The sequence below is a fragment of the Flavobacterium sp. genome, assembly GCF_039595935.1.
Classification (GTDB): Bacteria; Bacteroidota; Bacteroidia; order Flavobacteriales; family Flavobacteriaceae; genus Flavobacterium.
Genome location: NZ_JBCNKR010000006.1, coordinates 1,306,974 through 1,326,244 on the forward strand (window position 1 = coordinate 1,306,974; position 19,271 = coordinate 1,326,244).

The window sequence follows — 19,271 nt, forward strand, 5'->3', positions numbered from 1 at the left end:
TATACAAAAAATGACTGTAAATGTTTTCTTTCATTAAGATATAATTTTAAAAACTCGAAAAATGATGTATTTTGTTTAAAATGAACAAGTTGTGTTTTAAAAAATCGATTTCGCTACAAATTGTATTTGTTTTTGTTATAACTTTATAAAACTAAAATTTTTCAGATATGACTGTAGATCAAATACTAAACGCAAAAGGGAAAAATGTTTTTTCAGTACGTTCAACCACAACAGTTTATGAAGCATTAAAAGTAATGGGCGAAAAAAATATAGGTGCCATACTTATTATCGACGGAACTGATTTAAAAGGAATTTTGTCTGAAAGAGATTATGCTCGAAAAATTGTTTTAAAAGACAAATCTTCAAAAGAAACATTTGTGCATGAAATTATGGAAAGCGATGTTTTTACAGTTCAGCTTTCAAATAATATTGATGATTGTATGGAACTTATGAGTTCAAAAAGAATCAGACATCTGCCTGTTTTAGAAAACGGAATTGTAGTAGGAATAATTTCAATTAGCGATGTTGTAAAGGCTATTATCGAAATTCAAAAAGACACAATTCATCACTTAAACTCTTACATATCACAGTAAACACTTCTATAAAAATGCTTTTTAAAATAGCCTGATTTAATTCAGGCTATTTTTTTTAGAGCTTTCGGTTTTGATATTTTAACAAAAGAAAGCACTAAAAGAGCGCCATTTTAAACTAAGACTTCTATCTTTGTAAGCTAGAATAAAAGCTAAAATAATGAACAAAGAGAGTAAAAAAAGAGAGGCATTACAGTACCACGCTGAGCCAACTCCAGGAAAAATTCAGGTAGTTCCAACAAAAAAATATGCAACCCAAAGAGACTTATCTCTGGCTTATTCACCGGGAGTTGCAGAACCATGTTTAGAAATCGCAGCAAACGTTGAAGACGTTTATAAATATACAGCAAAAGGAAATTTAGTTGCCGTAATTTCAAATGGTACAGCTGTTTTAGGTTTAGGAGACATTGGGCCTGAAGCCGGAAAACCTGTAATGGAAGGAAAAGGTTTATTATTTAAAATATTTGCTGATATTGATGTTTTTGATATCGAAGTAGACACAAAAAATGTCGAAGAGTTTATCCAAACAGTAAAAAATATTGCTCCAACTTTTGGAGGAATTAACCTTGAAGATATCAAAGCACCTGAATCTTTCGAAATCGAAAGACGATTAATCGAAGAATTAGATATTCCGGTAATGCACGACGATCAGCACGGAACAGCAATTATTTCTTCTGCAGCTTTAATCAACGCACTTGAATTAGCAGGAAAAAAGGCCGAAGATGTAAAAATGGTTGTTTCCGGAGCAGGTTCTGCGGCAATCGCTTGTACAGATTTATATGTTTTGTTAGGAGTAAAAGTTGAAAACATTTTAATGTACAACAGTAAAGGACTTTTAACAAAAGACAATACTTCACTTTCAGAATTACAATTAAAATATGCAGTTGACGGTCCTAAAATTGAATTAGCAGAAGCTGTAAAAGGAGCTGATGTTTTCATCGGATTATCTTCAGGAAACATTCTTTCTCCTGAAATGTTATTAACGATGAAAGACAACCCGATTGTTTTTGCAATGGCAAATCCAAATCCGGAAATCGATTATAATTTAGCAACAGAAACACGTAAAGATGTTATTATGGCTACAGGCCGTTCTGATTTTCCTAATCAGGTTAACAACGTTTTAGGTTTCCCATATATTTTTAGAGGAGCACTAGATGTAAGAGCTACAAAAATTAATGAGGAAATGAAAATGGCTGCTGTAAAAGCATTGGCTATTTTAGCAAAAGAACCAGTTCCTGAGCAGGTTAACGTAGCGTACGGAGCAACAAAATTAGGTTTCGGACAAGAATATATCATTCCAAAACCATTCGATCCACGATTGATTACAGTTGTAGCGCCGGCAGTTGCAAAAGCAGCAATGGATTCTGGAATTGCAAAAAATCCTATTACAGACTGGGCAGCTTATGAAGATAAGCTTCGCGAACGTATGGGTAATGATAATAAAATGGTACGATTAATTACTAACCGTGCTAAATTAGATCCTAAAAGAGTTGTTTTTGCAGAGGCAGATCAATTAAATGTATTAAAAGCAGCTCAAATTGTTCATGAAGACGGAATTGGTATTCCGGTTTTATTAGGAAGCCGAGAAACTATTCTGGAATTAAAAGAAGAATTAGGTTTTGATGCCGAGTTAGAAATTATTGATCCAAAAACAAACGAAGAAGAAGCAAGACGTAACAGATTTGCAAATTCATACTGGGAAACAAGAGAGCGCAGAGGAGTTTCATTACTTGATGCTCAAAAATTCATGCGCGAAAGAAACTATTTCGCAGCCATGATGGTAAACGAAGGTGAAGCAGATGCTTTAGTTACAGGTTATTCAAGAAGTTATCCAAGCGTTGTAAAACCAATGTTACAATTGGTAGAAAAAGCACACGGAGCTTCACTTGTTGCAACAGCAAACATGATGCTGACATCTCGTGGACCAATGTTTTTATCTGACACAGCAATAAATATCAATCCATCATCAGAAGATTTAGTAAATATTGCTTTAATGACGGCAAAAACAGCAAAAATGTTCGGAATTGAACCGGTTATTGCAATGGTTTCATACTCAAACTTCGGATCATCATCTCACCAAAATGCTTCAAAAGTAAGAGATGCAGTAGCATATTTGCATAAAAATCACCCTGAGATGGTCGTAGATGGTGAGATTCAGGCAGATTTTGCATTAAACTCTGAAATGTTACAGGAAAAATTCCCATTCTCTAAACTAGCAGGAAAAAAAGTTAATACACTTATATTCCCTAACTTAGAGTCGGCAAACATTACTTATAAGTTAATGAAAGAGTTGAATAAATCAGCTTCGATTGGTCCAATTATGATGGGATTAGGAAAACCGGTCCACATTTTTCAATTAGGAGCAAGCGTTGAAGAAATGGTAAATATGGCGGCAATAGCTGTTATAGATGCTCAGGAGAAAGAATTAAAAAAGAACAAATTAGCACAATAGTATAATAAAAATAAGGATCGAATAATATTGTCTTATTTTTATTGCATTTTTACTATATTTGATTCTTATTAATATTACTATGATAGCACATTTGCAGGGGAAATTAGTTGAAAAAAATCCCACAGAAGTTGTAATTGATTGCGGTGGAGTGGGATACCACGTAAATATTTCTTTACATACTTTTTCATTAATTCCTAATGCTGATTTTATAAAATTGTATACGCATCTTCAAATCAAAGAAGATGCGCATACTTTATATGGTTTTGTAGAAAAATCTGAACGCGAAATATTTAGAATGTTATTATCCGTTTCAGGAATAGGAGCGGGCATCGCACGAACAATGCTTTCTTCAATAGAACCAAAACAAATTATTAATGCAATTGCCTCAGGAGATGTTGGTGTAATTCAATCTATAAAAGGTATTGGAAATAAAACGGCACAAAGAGTAATACTTGATTTGAAGGAAAAAGTGTTAAAATTGTATGATTTGGATGAAGTTTCTGTAGTCCAAAACAATACAAACAGAGATGAAGCGTTATCTGCTTTGGAAGTTCTGGGATTTGTTCGAAAAGCTTCAGAAAAAGTAGTCGAAAAGATTATTAAAGAAGATCCTGAAGCTACTGTAGAAACGATCATTAAAAAGGCTTTAAAAAGCTTATAAAACCAATTTTTTATAACCAATTGTATGCGTAAAATTTGTATTTTTTTACTGGTTTTATTTTGTGGTAATGTTATACGATCACAAGTAAATCCGGCGGTTCAAGATACAACAAAAACTCAATTCTCTGTTGGGAAACTTGAGTTGGAAAATCCTCCAAGCGTACTTTCGGCATATAAATACGATCCTATAACAGATCGATATATTTACACCAATTCAGTTGATGGTTTTTCAATTGATTATCCATTGGTTTTAACTCCAAAAGAATACGAAGATTTAGTTCTAAAAGAATCAAGAAGAGATTATTTTAGAAAAAAAGCGGACGCCATTGATGGAAAGAAAAACGGTGCCGAAGCGGCAAAAAAAGATTTACTGCCTAGATACTACATTAATTCAAGTCTTTTTGAAAGCGTATTCGGAAGTAATACAATCGATGTAAAACCTACTGGTTCTGTCGAAATGGACTTAGGTCTTCGTTATACAAAACAGGACAATCCCGCATTTTCACCCCGAAACAGATCAAGTCTTACATTCGATTTTGATCAGCGTATCAGTATGAGTTTGATGGGAAAAGTAGGAACGCGTCTGGAAGTAAATGCTAACTACGACACACAATCGACCTTTGCTTTTCAAAATTTATTTAAACTTGCCTATACTCCTTCAGAAGATGATATTATTCAAAAAGTAGAGGTAGGTAACGTAAGTATGCCGCTTAACAGTACGTTAATTCGCGGTGCACAGAGTTTATTTGGTGTAAAAACACAGCTGCAATTTGGAAGAACAACCATTACCGGGGTTTTCTCTGAACAGAAATCACAAACCAAAAGTGTTGTGGCTGAAAATGGAGGAACAGTACAAAACTTCGACTTATACGCTTTAGATTACGATAATGACCGTCACTTTTTCTTATCACAATATTTTAGAAACAAATATGATGCGTCATTAGAAAAATACCCATTTATAGACAGCCGTGTACAAATTACAAGGTTGGAAGTTTGGGTAACCAATAAACAAAATCGTGTAACCACAAATAATAACAACTTAAGAAATATTATTGCACTTCAGGATTTAGGAGAGGCGCAAATATCGGGCGTGCCAGATAATCAGGTTGTTGTAATCAGCTCAACTACGGGATTCTTCAATAACCCTGTTGATAGCCCTACAAGTAATAATAACAACAAATACGATCCTGCAACAATTGGTCAGGCGGGTTCGTTTTTAAATTCGAATATTAGACAAATTGTAACTGCAAAATCGGGTTTCAATAATACAAATGTCAGTGAAGCAACAGATTATTCTGTTTTAGAAAATGCCCGAAAATTAACAACAGCGGAGTATACTTTTAATCCGCAATTAGGATATATCTCTTTGCAGCAGCGTTTAGCAAATGACGAAATTCTGGCCGTTGCTTTTGAATATACAATGGGAGGAAAGGTCTATCAGGTTGGAGAATTTGGTAGTGATGGTGTTGACGGAACTGTTGTTACAGGAAATAATAATGCAAATCAGTCCATTATTACACAGAGTTTAGTTTTGAAAATGCTGAAAAGTAACCTGACAAATGTTCAAAATCCGGTTTGGAACCTGATGATGAAAAACGTTTATCAAATTCCGCAGGCATATCAAATTAAACAAGATGATTTCAGGTTAAATATCCTCTACACAGACCCTTCGCCAATAAATTACATTACGCCGGTTCCGGGATCAACTTTTCCGCCAAATCCAACGGCAGATATGAAGGTAGAGCAAACGCCTTTATTAAATGTATTCAACTTAGACCGTTTAAATTACAACAATGATCCGCAGGCAGGTGGAGATGGTTTCTTCGATTATATTCCGGGAATAACAGTTGATGTACAAAATGGCCGAATCATTTTTACCAGAAAAGAACCTTTTGGAGAACTTATCTTTAAGAAATTACAAAGCAGTCCCGGAGAAAATTATGACGATCCATCAACATATAATGCCAACCAGCAGAGATATGTTTTTAGAAACATGTACCGAAATACACAATCGGGAGCATTACAAGACAGTGATAAAAACAAATTCTTATTAAGAGGAAAATACAAATCATCAGGAAGTAACGGAATTCCAATTGGAGCATTTAATGTGCCTCAAGGTTCCGTTGTAGTTACAGCGGCCGGAAGAAGATTAGTAGAAGGTATAGATTATAGTGTCGATTATCAGTTAGGAAGAGTTCAAATTTTAGATCCTTCGCTTCAGGCATCAAATACACCAATCGAAGTTTCGTTAGAAAACAATTCAATCTTCGGACAGCAGACCAGAAGATTTATGGGATTCAATATCGAACATAAATTCTCAGACAAATTTGTAATTGGGGGTACTTATTTAAAAATGACAGAAAGACCATTTACTCAAAAATCGAGTTATGGACAAGAATCTGTTAACAATACTATTTTTGGGTTCAATGGAAATTATTCAACAGAAGTTCCGTTTTTAACCAGATTAGCTAATAAGCTTCCAAACATTGATACTGATGTTCCTTCGAATTTATCTATCCGCGGAGAGGTTGCATTTTTAAGACCAGATGCACCAAAAGCAAGTGATTTTGAAGGAGAAGCAACGATTTATGTAGATGATTTTGAAGGTTCGCAGTCAACAATCGATATGCGTTCAGCATATGCATGGAGTTTGGCTTCAACACCGCTTATTAATTCGGACACAGACAATACTTTTAATGGAAATTCAAATACCTTAGATTACGGTTACAAAAGAGCAAAATTATCTTGGTACACAATTGACCCGGTATTTTATTCTTCGAAACCATCAGGAATCTCAAACGATGATTTGTCATTAAACACAACAAGAAGAATTTACAGTCGAGAGTTATATCCAAATACGGATATTGCTCAAGGACAAATTCAGGTTGTTAATACATTAGACTTAACGTATTATCCATCTGAAAGAGGGCCGTATAACAATAATCCAAGCTTTGCAACATCAAACCCTTCAACAAACTTTGGTGGAATTATGCGTGCTTTAAATTCAACAAATTTTGAACAAGGAAACGTTGAGTATATTCAATTTTGGGTTCTTGATCCTTATGTTGGTAATAGCGAATCTCCGGCAAACAATACAGGTAAAATTTATTTTAACTTAGGAGAAATATCAGAAGACGTTTTAAAAGATGGAAGAAAACAATACGAGAACGGATTAGGACCAGACCAGATAACGGTAAACCCAAGACCGCTTTGGGGAGACGTTCCGGCATCACAATCTTTAATTTATGCTTTTGATACAAATGCAGACAACAGAAAAAATCAGGATGTTGGTTTAGATGGTCTTCCAAGTTCTAGAGAAGCAGAAGTGTATACAAATTATGCTGGGGAATCGGATCCGGCGGCTGATGATTATACATATTACTTAAATACTGATGGAGGTGTTTTAGAACGTTATAAAAATTATAACGGTACTGAAGGAAACTCTGCGGTAAGTATAGACGACCCTAATCGTGGTTCGACAACACTTCCGGATGTTGAAGATATCAATCGTGATAATACCATGAGTACAATTAATGCTTATTATGAATATAGTATTGATATAAGACCAGGAATGCAGGTTGGAGAAAATTATATTACAGACATTCGTGAGCCAGAAGATGTTGCACCTGTAGAATTGCCAAATGGAGGAACTACAACTGCAAGATGGATTCAGTTTAAAATACCAGTTTCGCAGCCTCAACATACAATTGGAAATATTACAGATTTTAGATCGATTCGTTTCATGCGTATGTTTATGACGGGATTTAGCAGTCAGACAACAGTTCGTTTTGGAGCTTTAGATTTAGTGAGAGGTGAATGGAGAAGATATACCGGAACATTGGATGTAAATCATCCAAAACCAGAGGATTCTACTGTAGAATTTGATGTAGCAGCAGTAAACATTCAGGAAAATGGGACTAAATGCCCGGTAAATTATGTAATGCCTCCGGGAGTTAGAAGAGAACAATTGTATAATAATAATACCATTATCAATCAAAACGAACAGTCATTGGCTTTAAGGATTGGAGGTACGGGGTTACAATATCAGGATTCAAGAGCTGCTTTCAAAAACGTAAGTGTTGATATGCGTCAATATAAAAAACTGAAAATGTTTTTACACGCAGAGTCTTTACCGAGAGAAAATACACTCGAAAATGATGAAATGGTAGGTTTTATTCGTTTTGGAAATGATTTTACACAAAACTTTTATCAAATCGAAATCCCTTTAAAAGTAACTCCTTCAGGAGGAGCTTGTAATATAAGTCCAGATTTGGTTTGGATGGAAGAAAATAATATTGATTTAGCTCTTGATTTACTGACAAAAATGAAAATATTAGGAATGAAAATTGATCCTAATAACACAAAAAGGGATGTTAATGGAATTTATTACCCGGATAATGATCCTGAGGTTGAGGGTGGTGACGGCGATAGTAGATTAACATTAGGTATAAAAGGAAATCCGAATTTTGGAATGGTTCGAAACTTAATGGTCGGAGTTAAGAGCAGGGCAGATCATAAAGATATTAAGGGAGAGGTTTGGTTCAATGAGCTTCGTTTAGCTGATTTGGAAAACAAAGGCGGTATGGCGGCATTATTAAATGTGGATACCAATATGGCCGATTTTGCAACACTTTCTGCTACAGGTAGAAAAAGCACCATTGGTTTTGGATCTTTAGAACAAGGTGCAAACGAACGTAGTCGTGAAGATGTTCAGCAGTATAATATCGTAACGAACTTAAACTTAGGGAAATTGCTTCCGAAAAAGTGGGGAATTAACCTGCCGTTTAACTATGCAATTGGAGAAGAAGTAATTACGCCGGAATATGATCCATTTAATCAGGATATTAAACTAGATCAGTTGCTTAGAGAAACTACGGATGAAGCTGAAAAAGACAATATCAGAACTCGTGCTGTAGATTACACAAAAAGAAAAAGTATCAACTTTATTGGAGTTAGAAAAGACAGAGCGCCAGAACAGAAACCGCATGTTTATGATGTAGAAAACTTTACATTCTCTCAATCATACAATCAGGTTGAACGTCATGATTATGAGGTAGAAAGTTATGAAGACGAGCAGTCTAATACAGCTGTAAACTATGCTTATACATTTCAGCCGAAAGAAGTTGTTCCGTTTAAGGAAACAAAATTCATGAAGAAAAGTGAATATTGGAAATTACTTAGCGATATCAACTTTAATTATCTGCCTTCGAACATATCTTTTAATACTAATATTTTAAGACAAAGTAACCGTCAGCAATTTAGAGAAGTAGAGTTAACTGAAGGAAGTATCGGACTTGATCCGCTTTACAGAAGAAACTTTGCTTTCAATTATCAATATGGTTTTGGTTTCAATTTAACCAAATCTTTAAAACTGAATTACAGCGCAACATCAAATAATATTGTTAGAAACTTCTTAAACGACGATAATACGCCAAAAGAAGATTTTAATATTTGGGATGATTACTGGGATATTGGAACTCCAAATCAGCATGCACAGCAATTGGTGCTGAATTATGAAATTCCAATTAACAAAATTCCAATTTTCAGTTTCGTAAAAGCTAGTTATTCGTATACGGCTGATTATAGCTGGCAGCGTTCATCAACAGCATTTTCTCAATATGAAGATCCTGACACCGGAACTATTTATGATTTAGGAAATACGATTCAAAACGCAAATTCAAATACACTTACAACTACCTTAAATATGGGTACACTTTATAAGTATTTGGGATTGACGCCTGGTGCAAAAAAACAGGCAAAACCTAAACCGACAGCACCGCCAAAACCAGGGGAGAAAATCGTAAACACAGCAAAACCTGTTGTAAGCAGCAGTCCGTTTTATGATGGTTTGATTGGTGTATTAACGAGTTTAAAAAATGTACAGATTAATTACACTAAAAACAGTGGAACCGTTTTACCGGGTTATACGCCAAGTATTGGTTTCTTAGGTACATCTAAACCAACATTAGGATTTATTTTTGGAAGTCAGGACGACGTGCGTTATGAAGCGGCTAAAAATGGATGGCTGACAAGCTATCAGGATTTCAATCAAAGTTACTCGCAGGTTACAAACAAACTTTTGAAAATAACTGCCAATATTGATTTATTACCGGATTTAAAAGTTGATTTATCAATGGATCGTTCGTATTCTGAAAATACTTCAGAGCAATATAGCGTAGATCAAACGACACATGAGTATATTCCGTTATCGCCTTACACTTACGGAATGTTCTCTATTTCTACAGTATTGATAAAAACAGCTTTTTCAACGAGTAACGAAACAGAATCGCCGGCATTTGATGATTTTAGAAATAATCGTTTAATAATAGCAAACCGTCTGGCAGAACAGCGTTATGGTTCTGAAGCTGCGATTCCAAGATATGGAGATGCTCAAAATCCAATTCCGGCAGAAACAGATCCAAAATATGCTATATATGTTGCGAATCAAGGCTATCCAATAGGATACACTAAAAGTAATCAGGCAGTTTTATTGCCTGCTTTCTTAGCGGCATATACAGGAAGTGATGCTTCTAGTTCGTCGACAGATATTTTTAGAAGTTTCCCAATTCCAAACTGGAGTATTAAATACAATGGTTTAATGCGATACAAATATTTCAAAGATAAATTCAAGCGTTTTTCATTACAGCATAATTATAGGGCTTCGTATACCATTAACCAGTTTAGATCTAACTTTGATTACAACGATACGCCAAAAGTACAGGATGTTAACACCAATTTCTATAACCCAATTGTAATGTCTAACATTAACCTTGTAGAGCAGTTCAGCCCATTAATCAGAATGGATTTTGAGTTGAAAAGCTCTTTAAGAGTACTGTCGGAAATTAAAAAAGACCGTGCATTGTCGATGAGTTTCGATAACAATTTACTAACAGAAGTTAAAGGAGTGGAGTATGTTGTTGGTTTAGGATATCGTTTTAAGGATGTAATATTTTCATCAAGACTGGCAGACAACCCAACAGGAATTATAAAAAGTGATATTAATATTAAAGCTGATTTTTCATTTAGAAATAATGAAACATTGGTTCGCTATTTAGATTATGATAACAATCAGCTGGCAGCCGGGCAAAATATCTGGTCATTAAAATTAACTGCTGATTATGCGTTTAGTAAAAACCTGACGGCAATATTCTATTACGATCATTCATTTTCAAAGGCGGTTATTTCGACATCATATCCAATAACCAATATTAGATCAGGGTTTACACTTCGTTATAATTTCGGAAATTAAATTTAGGTTTCTAACCAAGATATTATTAGAAGATTATTACATTTGTTGCAGAATTATTAAAATATCAATTTTCAAACATACTATTATGAGCATACCAGCAAATTTAAAGTACACAAAAGATCACGAATGGGTTAGCATCGAAGGCGATGTTGCAACTGTAGGAATTACTCATTTCGCACAAAAGGAGTTAGGAGATATCGTGTATGTTGAAGTAGAAACTTTAGATCAGACACTTGATAAAGATGAGGTTTTTGGAACAGTAGAAGCTGTAAAAACAGTTTCGGATTTGTTTTTACCTTTAACTGGAGAAATTATTGCTTTTAATGAAGATTTAGAAAGCGCACCTGAAACAGTAAATTCTGATCCTTACGGAGCTGGATGGATGATTAAAGTGAAAATTGCTAATCCTTCTGAAATAGATACTTTGTTGTCTGACGAAGCTTACAAACAATTGATCGGTGCCTAAACAATTATTGCTAATCTGGGCCATTATCTGCTCTGGAATCATTGCTTATTTTTGTTTAATGAATTCAAGCAATCTTCCGGTTGTTAATGTTCCTAGTATAGACAAGATTGTGCATTTTTGCTTTCATTTTGGATTTACAATTTCCTGGATTTTATTCTTTAAAAAAGAATTGAAAGGAAAAGAAGCGGATGATTATAAAGCTTACCTGATTTCGTTTATTTTTTCAGTTTTCTTTGGGATAACAATCGAAATTCTGCAAAGTGTTTTAACCACAACAAGAGCTTCAGATGTAACCGATGTTTTGGCAAATACATTAGGTGCAACGGCAGGAATTTTTACTGCAATTGCTTTTAAGAAACAAATCGACAAAATATAAGAATATAATTACCCACTTCGGTGGGTTTTTTATTGCCCTAAAATCAAACTTCCTAAAACAGTATTTTTTATGAATTTAAGTGTATTTTTGCCCCATTCGATCTAACTTCAATATTATGAATGTTAAGCAATACTTAGATTCAACATATTTAAAAACTGCTTCTCAAGCCGGAATTTCGGAAGAGGATAATATTGTTATAGTAAAAAATGCAATTTCAGAAGCGATTCAGGAAAACTTTAAATTAATCATGATTCGTCCTGAATATGTTAGTTTAGCCAAAGAAATGATTTTAAAGTCAAATACAAATGTATTAGTAGGTACAGTAATTGACTTTCCGAAAGGAGATTCCAATTTAGAATCTAAAATTAGAGAAGCAAATGAAGCGATCGAAAATGGTGCAGATGATTTGGATTTTGTTTGTAATTATGAAGCTTTTAAAAACGGCGATACTTCGCTGATAAAAGAAGAAATCCTAATAGGAACTCAAATTGGTCTTGCCAATAATAAAACCGTAAAATGGATTATTGAAGTCGCAGCTTTAACAGATAAAGAAATTATCCAGCTTAGTGCTTTGATAAAAAATGTTGTTATATCCAATTTTAAAGAAGACGATTACGCATCAGTATTTGTGAAATCATCGACTGGTTTTTATAAAACAGAAAATAATCTGCCAAACGGAGCCACAATTCCTGCTATAATAATGATGCTCGAAAATGCATCACCTTTGCCTGTAAAAGCAGCTGGCGGTGTAAGATCGTATGAAGATGCAATACAAATGATTCGTTTAGGTGTTAAGCGCATCGGAACATCGGCGGCAAAAACAATTGCAGACGGAAACAATACCACAAATCAATATTAAAATAAAAGCCTCAATCTACGTGAATAAGTTTTTTTTATCTCTTGTTATTTTACTAACTCCTTTGTTTGTTTTTTCTCAGGAAACAAATATAAAACAAGGTTTTACAGCAGAACAATTTCCTGTTTTTCCGCATTGTGAAAATCTTCAGTCTAAAAATTTACAAAACTGCTTTTATAGAGAAGTTCAGAATTTTGTATATGATAATTTTAATGTTCCGGAAAATTTAAAACAAAACAATTACAAAGGTGAAGTAAAAGTACTTTTTGAAGTTGATGCAAATGGGGAATTTAAAGTGCTTTATGTAAATGCAGCTGATGAGTCATTAGGTGAAGAAGCAAAACGCGTTTTTGGAAAATTTCCGAAAATAAAACCTTCTACTTATAATGGAAAACCAACGTATTCGAAATATACCATTTCAATTGATATTCCTCTAAAAAGCGCAGATCAGATTGCTGCAGAAGCTTTGGCGACATCAGAAATTTTAAAACCAATTGAAAAACCAATGACGGAGCTTGATAGTATTTTGTATAAAAAATACAACATGCCCGAGTTTGAAAGTCATTTGAATATTCCTTTTTCTCATAGTTATTATGCGCAGTTTGACGGAGCAATGAATCAGGTTGGAAGTAATAATCACACCGCTTCAAAACCGTATACGTATGCTGAGGTTTCTAAATATTATAATTTAAAAGCGGTAAATGAATCACTCCAGAAAAAAGTTTCTGGCTGGTGGGGAAGAAAGCTATGGAACGAAAATTTAGTGCAGATTCAGGGAGAAGATTATTGGCTGGCATTAAACCCAATTTTAGATTTACAAATGGGAAAAGCTTCAGATCTTGATGCTTCTTATTCTTATGTAAACACGCGTGCGCTTAATTTTAGAGGTGGATTGGGAAAACAGGTTAACTTTACCACTACTATTTTTGAAAGCCAGGGCCGATTTGCAGGTTATTATAATGATTATGCAGAAACATTGAAGCCTTCGGGAGGAAATCCGGCGATTATTCCGGGAATTGGAATTGCAAAACAATTTAAAACAGATGCATATGATTTTCCTTTAGCGGAAGCCAATATTACTTTTGCTCCCAGCCATATTTTTGATTTTCAGTTAGGTTATGGAAGGAATTTTATAGGAGATGGTTATCGCTCTTTGCTTGAAAGTGATGGAGCAAGTCCGTATCCGTATTTCAAAATCAATACCAACTTCTGGAAAATTAAATATACCAATACTTATATGTGGCTGAAAGATGTTCGTCCTGACGTAACAGTTGACAGAACATACGCAAGTAAATACATGGCAAACCATTACTTAAGCTGGAATGTTTCAAATAAATTGAATTTGGGTTTCTTTGAATCGGTAGTCTGGACAGATACTAACAATAGAGGATTTGATGTTAATTTTGTGAATCCAATTATTTTTTATCGTTCAGTAGAATTTGCTTCATCTTCACGAAGCGGAAATGCGCTTTTAGGAGCTACAGGTAAATATAAATGGAATAATAATGTCAACTTATACGCTCAGTTTTTACTAGATGAATTTTCGATTGGTGATATGAAATCAGGAGATAAAAGCTGGAAAAATAAATTTGGTTACCAATTCGGAGCTAAATATTACAACGCTTTTCATGTAAAAGATTTGCTTTTGCAGTTAGAATACAATCACGTTCGTCCTTATGTGTATTCTCATAGCGACCCAATTACCAATTACGGGCATAATAACCAGAGTATTGGTCATCAATGGGGAGGAAATTTTGATGAATTTATCGCAATTGGGCGTTATCATAAAGGACGTCTTTTTGCCGATGCAAAATTTACAGTTGGTAAAAGAGGTTTAGACTTTGATACTGCCGAAAACAGCTATAATTACGGAGGAAATATTTATAAAGATTATGACGAAAAGCGTCCGTATGATACCGGAGTAAAAGTAGGACAAGGGAATAAAACCAATGTTTTTATAGCCGATATTCAGGGAGGATATTTAGTTAATCCGATAACTAATTTAAAACTATTTGGAAGTTTTATTTACAGAAATTTCGATCCAACTCAGGAAACGGCAACAACATTTAAGCAAAGTACAACCTGGTTTACTATCGGATTGCGCTCTGATATCTTTAACTGGTATTTTGATTACTAGGATTTTTAATAAGATTTTTCGAAATAATAGTGTTAAAGATTGGTAAGTTCTTATTCTGTAAAGGTTTTATTGAAAAAAATCTAATTTTAAAGTTCCAAATTCTATAATCTAATTTGTACATTTGCAGCACTCAAAAAAAATATACAAAGACTACAGTATTGAACTCTGCTAAAAATACAATTTCAATAAAATCAATATTTCTGGATTTCAAAGAGATAACTAAAGCTGGTTTGGCTATTAGTGTTTTGTTTTCTTCTATAGCAGGATATTTATTAGGTGTTAATGATGAACATCCTTTTAAATGGAGTGTTTTGCTTATTCTGTCAATAGGAGGATATTGCATGGTTGGGGCTTCAAACGCCTTTAATCAGGTAATCGAAAAAGATATTGATTCTTTAATGGATCGAACAAAAAATCGTCCCGTACCTTCAGGGCGTATGTCGCCAATTACAGCATTAGTAGTGGCGAGTCTGCTTACAATTACAGGGATTGCATTGCTTTATACTATAAATGCAAAATCAGCAATGTTTGCAGCGGTTTCGATATTTTTATACACCAGTATTTATACGCCACTTAAAACGGTAACCCCATTGTCTGTTTTTGTTGGTGCTTTTCCGGGGGCAATTCCGTTTATGTTAGGCTGGGTAGCAGCTACAGGAGAGTTTGGCATCGAAGCCGGAACCTTATTTCTAATTCAGTTTTTCTGGCAGTTCCCGCATTTTTGGGCAATTGGCTGGTTTTTATATGATGATTATGCAAAAGCAGGAATCTTTATGCTTCCTACAGGGAATAAAGATAGAAAAACCGCTTTGCAGATTATTTTGTATACGATTTGGCTTATAATAGCGTCACTGTTGCCGGCTTTAGGATATACAGGGCAGTTGTTTATTTCGCCAATCGCTGCAGTTTTAGTATTTTTATTAGGTTTGTGGATGTTGTTTTATGCTGTACGTTTGTACAAATTAAGAACACCAAAAGCAGCCAGAACCTTAATGCTGGTAAGTGTTTCGTACATATCCTTACTGCAGATAGTATTTATAGTAGATAAATTTTTAAGATAGTTATGGAAATGACAATTCAAGCAAGTGAAGAACAAGTAAGAAAATCAAAATCAGCAAAATTGATTTTGTTATTCGCAATGGTAAGTATGACCATGATGTTCGCCGGACTTACAAGTGCCTTTGTGGTAAGTAAATCAAGAGCAGACTGGTTGACTAATTTTCAAATACCGACTGCATTTTATATTAGTACAGCAATTATTATTGGCTGCAGCGTTACTTTTTATCTGGCTAAAAAAGCAATTGAAAAAGGAAACAGAAGCGCTACTACAGGATTTCTTTTAGGAACATTTGCTTTAGGAGTTCTATTTGTGATTTTCCAGTTTAGAGGTTTCGGGCAAATCATCGAAAGCGGGTATTACATGACAGGGCAAGGTAGCTCAATTACTACAACTTTCCTTTATGTGATTGCGCTTATGCACTTATTGCACTTAGCAGGCGGATTAATTTCGCTTTTAATTATAATTTATAATCATTTTAAACAAAAATACAATCCGACTCAAACTCTTGGTATAGAACTAGGTGCGATGTATTGGCACTTTTTGGATTTATTGTGGGTATTATTATTTTTATTTTTATATTTCTTTAAATAAGAAAAAAACGTAAATTTGGGAACTTTTTAACGAATATCTTTTATGGAAGCGACAGTTACTACTGCAAATAACGACGAAAAAACTTGGGGAGGCGGTGAGCATATTCAGCCATTAGGAGCAAGTTATGGTAAAATGATGATGTGGTTTTTTATCGTATCAGATGCCTTAACATTCTCTGGATTTTTAGGTGCTTATGGTTTTTCTAGATTTAAATTTATTGAAACATGGCCATTGGCTGACGAGGTGTTTACTCACTTTCCTTTTATGCATGGTGTTTCGGCTCCTATGTATTATGTAGCCTTAATGACTTTTATCTTGATTTTCTCATCTGTAACAATGGTTTTAGCTGTTGATGCAGGTCACCAATTAAAGAAAACAAAAGTTGCTATTTACATGTTCTTAACTATTATTGGAGGTTTAATTTTCGTTGGTTCTCAGGCTTGGGAGTGGAAAAACTTCATTAAAGGAGAATATGGTGCAGTTGAAACTAAAGGCGGAAGTTTATTACAGTTTGTTAAAGCTGACGGAACAAGAGTTGCTCTTGCTGATTTCGCAGTAAAATTACCAGAACAAAGAGAAGCATTAACAAGAAGCCACGGAACTTGGTTTGTTGAAGATGCTGAAACGCAGCCAACTTACACTGTTGCTGAAATTCAGGCAGGATTTAAAGCTCATCCTGATGTATTAATCAGAACTGAAAAACTTACAGCTGAAAAGAAAAAAACAGTTTTAACAAGAGCAGAATCTGAAGCTCGTTTAGCTGATGCAAAATATGTAGTAGAAGGAGCAAACTTAACTAGAAATGAATACGGTAGTAAATTATTCGCTGATTTCTTCTTCTTCATTACAGGATTCCACGGTTTCCACGTATTTTCAGGAGTTATCATCAATATCATCATTTTCTTCAATGTGTTATTAGGAACTTATGAAAAGAGAAGAAGCTACGAAATGGTAGAAAAAGTTGGTTTATACTGGCACTTCGTAGATTTAGTTTGGGTATTTGTATTTACAGTATTCTACTTAGTTTAATTTTAGATTTTAATTATTATGTCACACGAGCACGTATCAAATACAAAAAGAATCTGGTTTGTTTTTGGATTACTATCAGTAGTAACTACAGTAGAAGTTATTTTAGGTATTTATAAACCAGGGTTTTTAGAATTTAAACATTTTATCGGTTTGAACTTGTTAAACTGGATATTCTATATCTTAACAATTTTCAAAGCTTATTATATTGTATGGGCATTCATGCACATGGAAGGTGAAAAAAGCAGCCTTAGATGGTCTGTTGTATCACCAGTTATTTTCCTAGTATTATATTTATTGTTCATCTTGTTAACAGAAGGACACTATATTTATGGGGTTTTTAAAGATTCTACTATTAAATGGAATTTTTAACATGATATTAATTCGAAAAGAAGCTCCGTTTAACGGAGCTTTTTTTATTTTTGTACCTCAAAATCTTCCGTTAAAACAATGAAAAAAAATATAGTTCTTTTTGCGCTTTTTGTTTTACCAATTGTTGCCTATTTGTTTTTTGCTTCGGGCGTAAATAGTTTTACAAAACTCCCTGTAATCACTCCAAAAATTGCCGACTTTGGAAATTGGAAATCTCTTAATGGCAAAAAAGTTTCTCTTGATAAAAAAATCACAGTTCTTGGTTTTTCCGGTTCAAATATTCTGGAAAACAGAGGAAACTATTTCAATCTTAATGAAAAAATCTACAAACGCTATAATGGTTTTGAAGATCTTCAATTTGTAGTTTTATGTCCGCTTGGAACAGAAAATGAAGCTCAAAAACTTGTTGATGCTCTTAAACCATTTACAGACGTTAAAAACTGGAATTTCGTTTTTGCTTCTCCGGAAGAAATTCAGAAATTTTATAATCAGCTTCACTTAAAAGGAAAATTAAACGATAAACTCGGAACATCAAACGTTTTTATTGTTGATAAAGAAAGAAATTTAAGAGGCCGTAAAGGTGGAAACAAAGATCAGAAAGAAGAGTACAAAGAAGGATACGATACTTTTCATCCATCTGAATTGAGCAATGAAATGCTGGATGATTTTAAAATCATTTTATACGAGTACAGAGCAGCTCTTAAAAAGAACCACAATGCCACAAAACAACTTTAAAATTATTTATAATGTTCAAAAATAAATCTTACATAGGGATTTCGTTTGTCATTTTGATTTTCGGAATTTACGCAGTACCAAAAATTGTTGATAGAATCAAAAACGGAGATGTTGTAAAAGGAAATCGTTTAGATAATGTTGATTCTAAAAATTCTAAAACAGACGAGAAATTATTAACGATTGGAAAAGCTCCGAAATTTGAATTAACAAATCAGGATAATGTTAAGATTTCAAACGAAACCTATAAAGGGAAAGTGTATGTTTTAGAGTTTTTCTTCACGACATGTCCTTCAATTTGTCCGAAGATGAATTTGAGCATGCTGGAAATTGAAAAAACTTTTTTTGGAAATCCAAACTTCGGAATTGTATCGATTACGATTGATCCAACTCATGATACGCCTCAGGTTTTAAAAGAACATGCTAAATTATTAGGAGTAAAATCATCAAACTGGAACTTTTTAACTGGCGACAGAAATACTATAATGGATTTATCAAATAAAGGATTTAACCTTTATGCAGGTGAAAATTCAAAAGTAAGCGGAGGTTTTGAACATTCAGGATTATTTGCTTTAATTGACAAAAATGGAAACATTCGCTGCCGAAAAGATGAATTTGGTAACCCAAGTATTTACTACGATGGTTTAGACAAAAAAGGAGTTAGAGACATTCAGGAAGACATAAAAATATTATTAGGAGAATAA

At 34.0% G+C, this 19,271-nt stretch carries 14 protein-coding genes; all 14 read left to right on the forward strand.

All coding sequences use genetic code 11. The features are described 5' to 3' along the window. Positions 1–167: 167 nt before the first annotated feature. The 14 genes from ABDW27_RS15435 to ABDW27_RS15500 all read left to right on the forward strand — a co-directional run bounded on the left by ABDW27_RS15435 (position 168) and on the right by ABDW27_RS15500 (position 19,271). On the forward strand, positions 168–593 hold the full coding sequence (locus tag ABDW27_RS15435) for a CBS domain-containing protein (RefSeq protein WP_343696713.1): 426 nt from the start codon (positions 168–170) through the stop codon (positions 591–593). Positions 594–750: 157 nt separating this feature from the next. Beyond that, complete coding sequence (locus ABDW27_RS15440) at positions 751–3,042, forward strand: NADP-dependent malic enzyme (RefSeq protein ID WP_343696714.1); 2,292 nt, start codon at positions 751–753, stop codon at positions 3,040–3,042. Between the two features lie 79 nt (positions 3,043–3,121). Further along, complete coding sequence (ruvA, locus tag ABDW27_RS15445; RefSeq protein ID WP_343696715.1) at positions 3,122–3,703, forward strand: Holliday junction branch migration protein RuvA; 582 nt, start codon at positions 3,122–3,124, stop codon at positions 3,701–3,703. A 24-nt stretch (positions 3,704–3,727) separates the two neighbouring features. After that, positions 3,728–10,951: a cell surface protein SprA gene (gene sprA, locus ABDW27_RS15450; protein ID WP_343696716.1), complete on the forward strand. Its 7,224-nt coding sequence runs from the start codon at positions 3,728–3,730 to the stop codon at positions 10,949–10,951. Between the two features lie 85 nt (positions 10,952–11,036). Further along, on the forward strand, positions 11,037–11,417 hold the full coding sequence (gene gcvH / locus ABDW27_RS15455; protein ID WP_343696717.1) for a glycine cleavage system protein GcvH: 381 nt from the start codon (positions 11,037–11,039) through the stop codon (positions 11,415–11,417). A 58-nt stretch (positions 11,418–11,475) separates the two neighbouring features. Continuing rightward, positions 11,476–11,793 (forward strand): VanZ family protein, encoded by a 318-nt coding sequence (locus tag ABDW27_RS15460; protein WP_343696718.1) that lies wholly within the window; start codon positions 11,476–11,478, stop codon positions 11,791–11,793. 115 nt (positions 11,794–11,908) lie between these two features. Continuing rightward, positions 11,909–12,652: a deoxyribose-phosphate aldolase gene (gene deoC, locus ABDW27_RS15465; RefSeq protein ID WP_343696719.1), complete on the forward strand. Its 744-nt coding sequence runs from the start codon at positions 11,909–11,911 to the stop codon at positions 12,650–12,652. Between the two features lie 19 nt (positions 12,653–12,671). After that, positions 12,672–14,786 (forward strand): energy transducer TonB, encoded by a 2,115-nt coding sequence (locus ABDW27_RS15470; RefSeq protein ID WP_343696720.1) that lies wholly within the window; start codon positions 12,672–12,674, stop codon positions 14,784–14,786. 158 nt (positions 14,787–14,944) lie between these two features. Further along, complete coding sequence (gene cyoE / locus ABDW27_RS15475) at positions 14,945–15,847, forward strand: heme o synthase (RefSeq protein ID WP_343696721.1); 903 nt, start codon at positions 14,945–14,947, stop codon at positions 15,845–15,847. A gap of 2 nt (positions 15,848–15,849) precedes the next feature. Then, positions 15,850–16,437 (forward strand): cytochrome c oxidase subunit 3, encoded by a 588-nt coding sequence (locus ABDW27_RS15480; RefSeq protein ID WP_343696722.1) that lies wholly within the window; start codon positions 15,850–15,852, stop codon positions 16,435–16,437. A 42-nt stretch (positions 16,438–16,479) separates the two neighbouring features. After that, positions 16,480–17,466, forward strand: a complete 987-nt coding sequence (locus ABDW27_RS15485) for a cytochrome c oxidase subunit 3 (protein ID WP_343696723.1) — start codon at positions 16,480–16,482, stop codon at positions 17,464–17,466. Positions 17,467–17,484: 18 nt separating this feature from the next. Continuing rightward, complete coding sequence (locus ABDW27_RS15490) at positions 17,485–17,835, forward strand: cytochrome C oxidase subunit IV family protein (RefSeq protein ID WP_343696724.1); 351 nt, start codon at positions 17,485–17,487, stop codon at positions 17,833–17,835. A gap of 78 nt (positions 17,836–17,913) precedes the next feature. Then, positions 17,914–18,570, forward strand: coding sequence for a hypothetical protein (locus tag ABDW27_RS15495; protein ID WP_343696725.1), 657 nt, complete (start codon positions 17,914–17,916; stop codon positions 18,568–18,570). A gap of 11 nt (positions 18,571–18,581) precedes the next feature. Beyond that, positions 18,582–19,271, forward strand: a complete 690-nt coding sequence (locus tag ABDW27_RS15500) for an SCO family protein (RefSeq protein ID WP_343696726.1) — start codon at positions 18,582–18,584, stop codon at positions 19,269–19,271.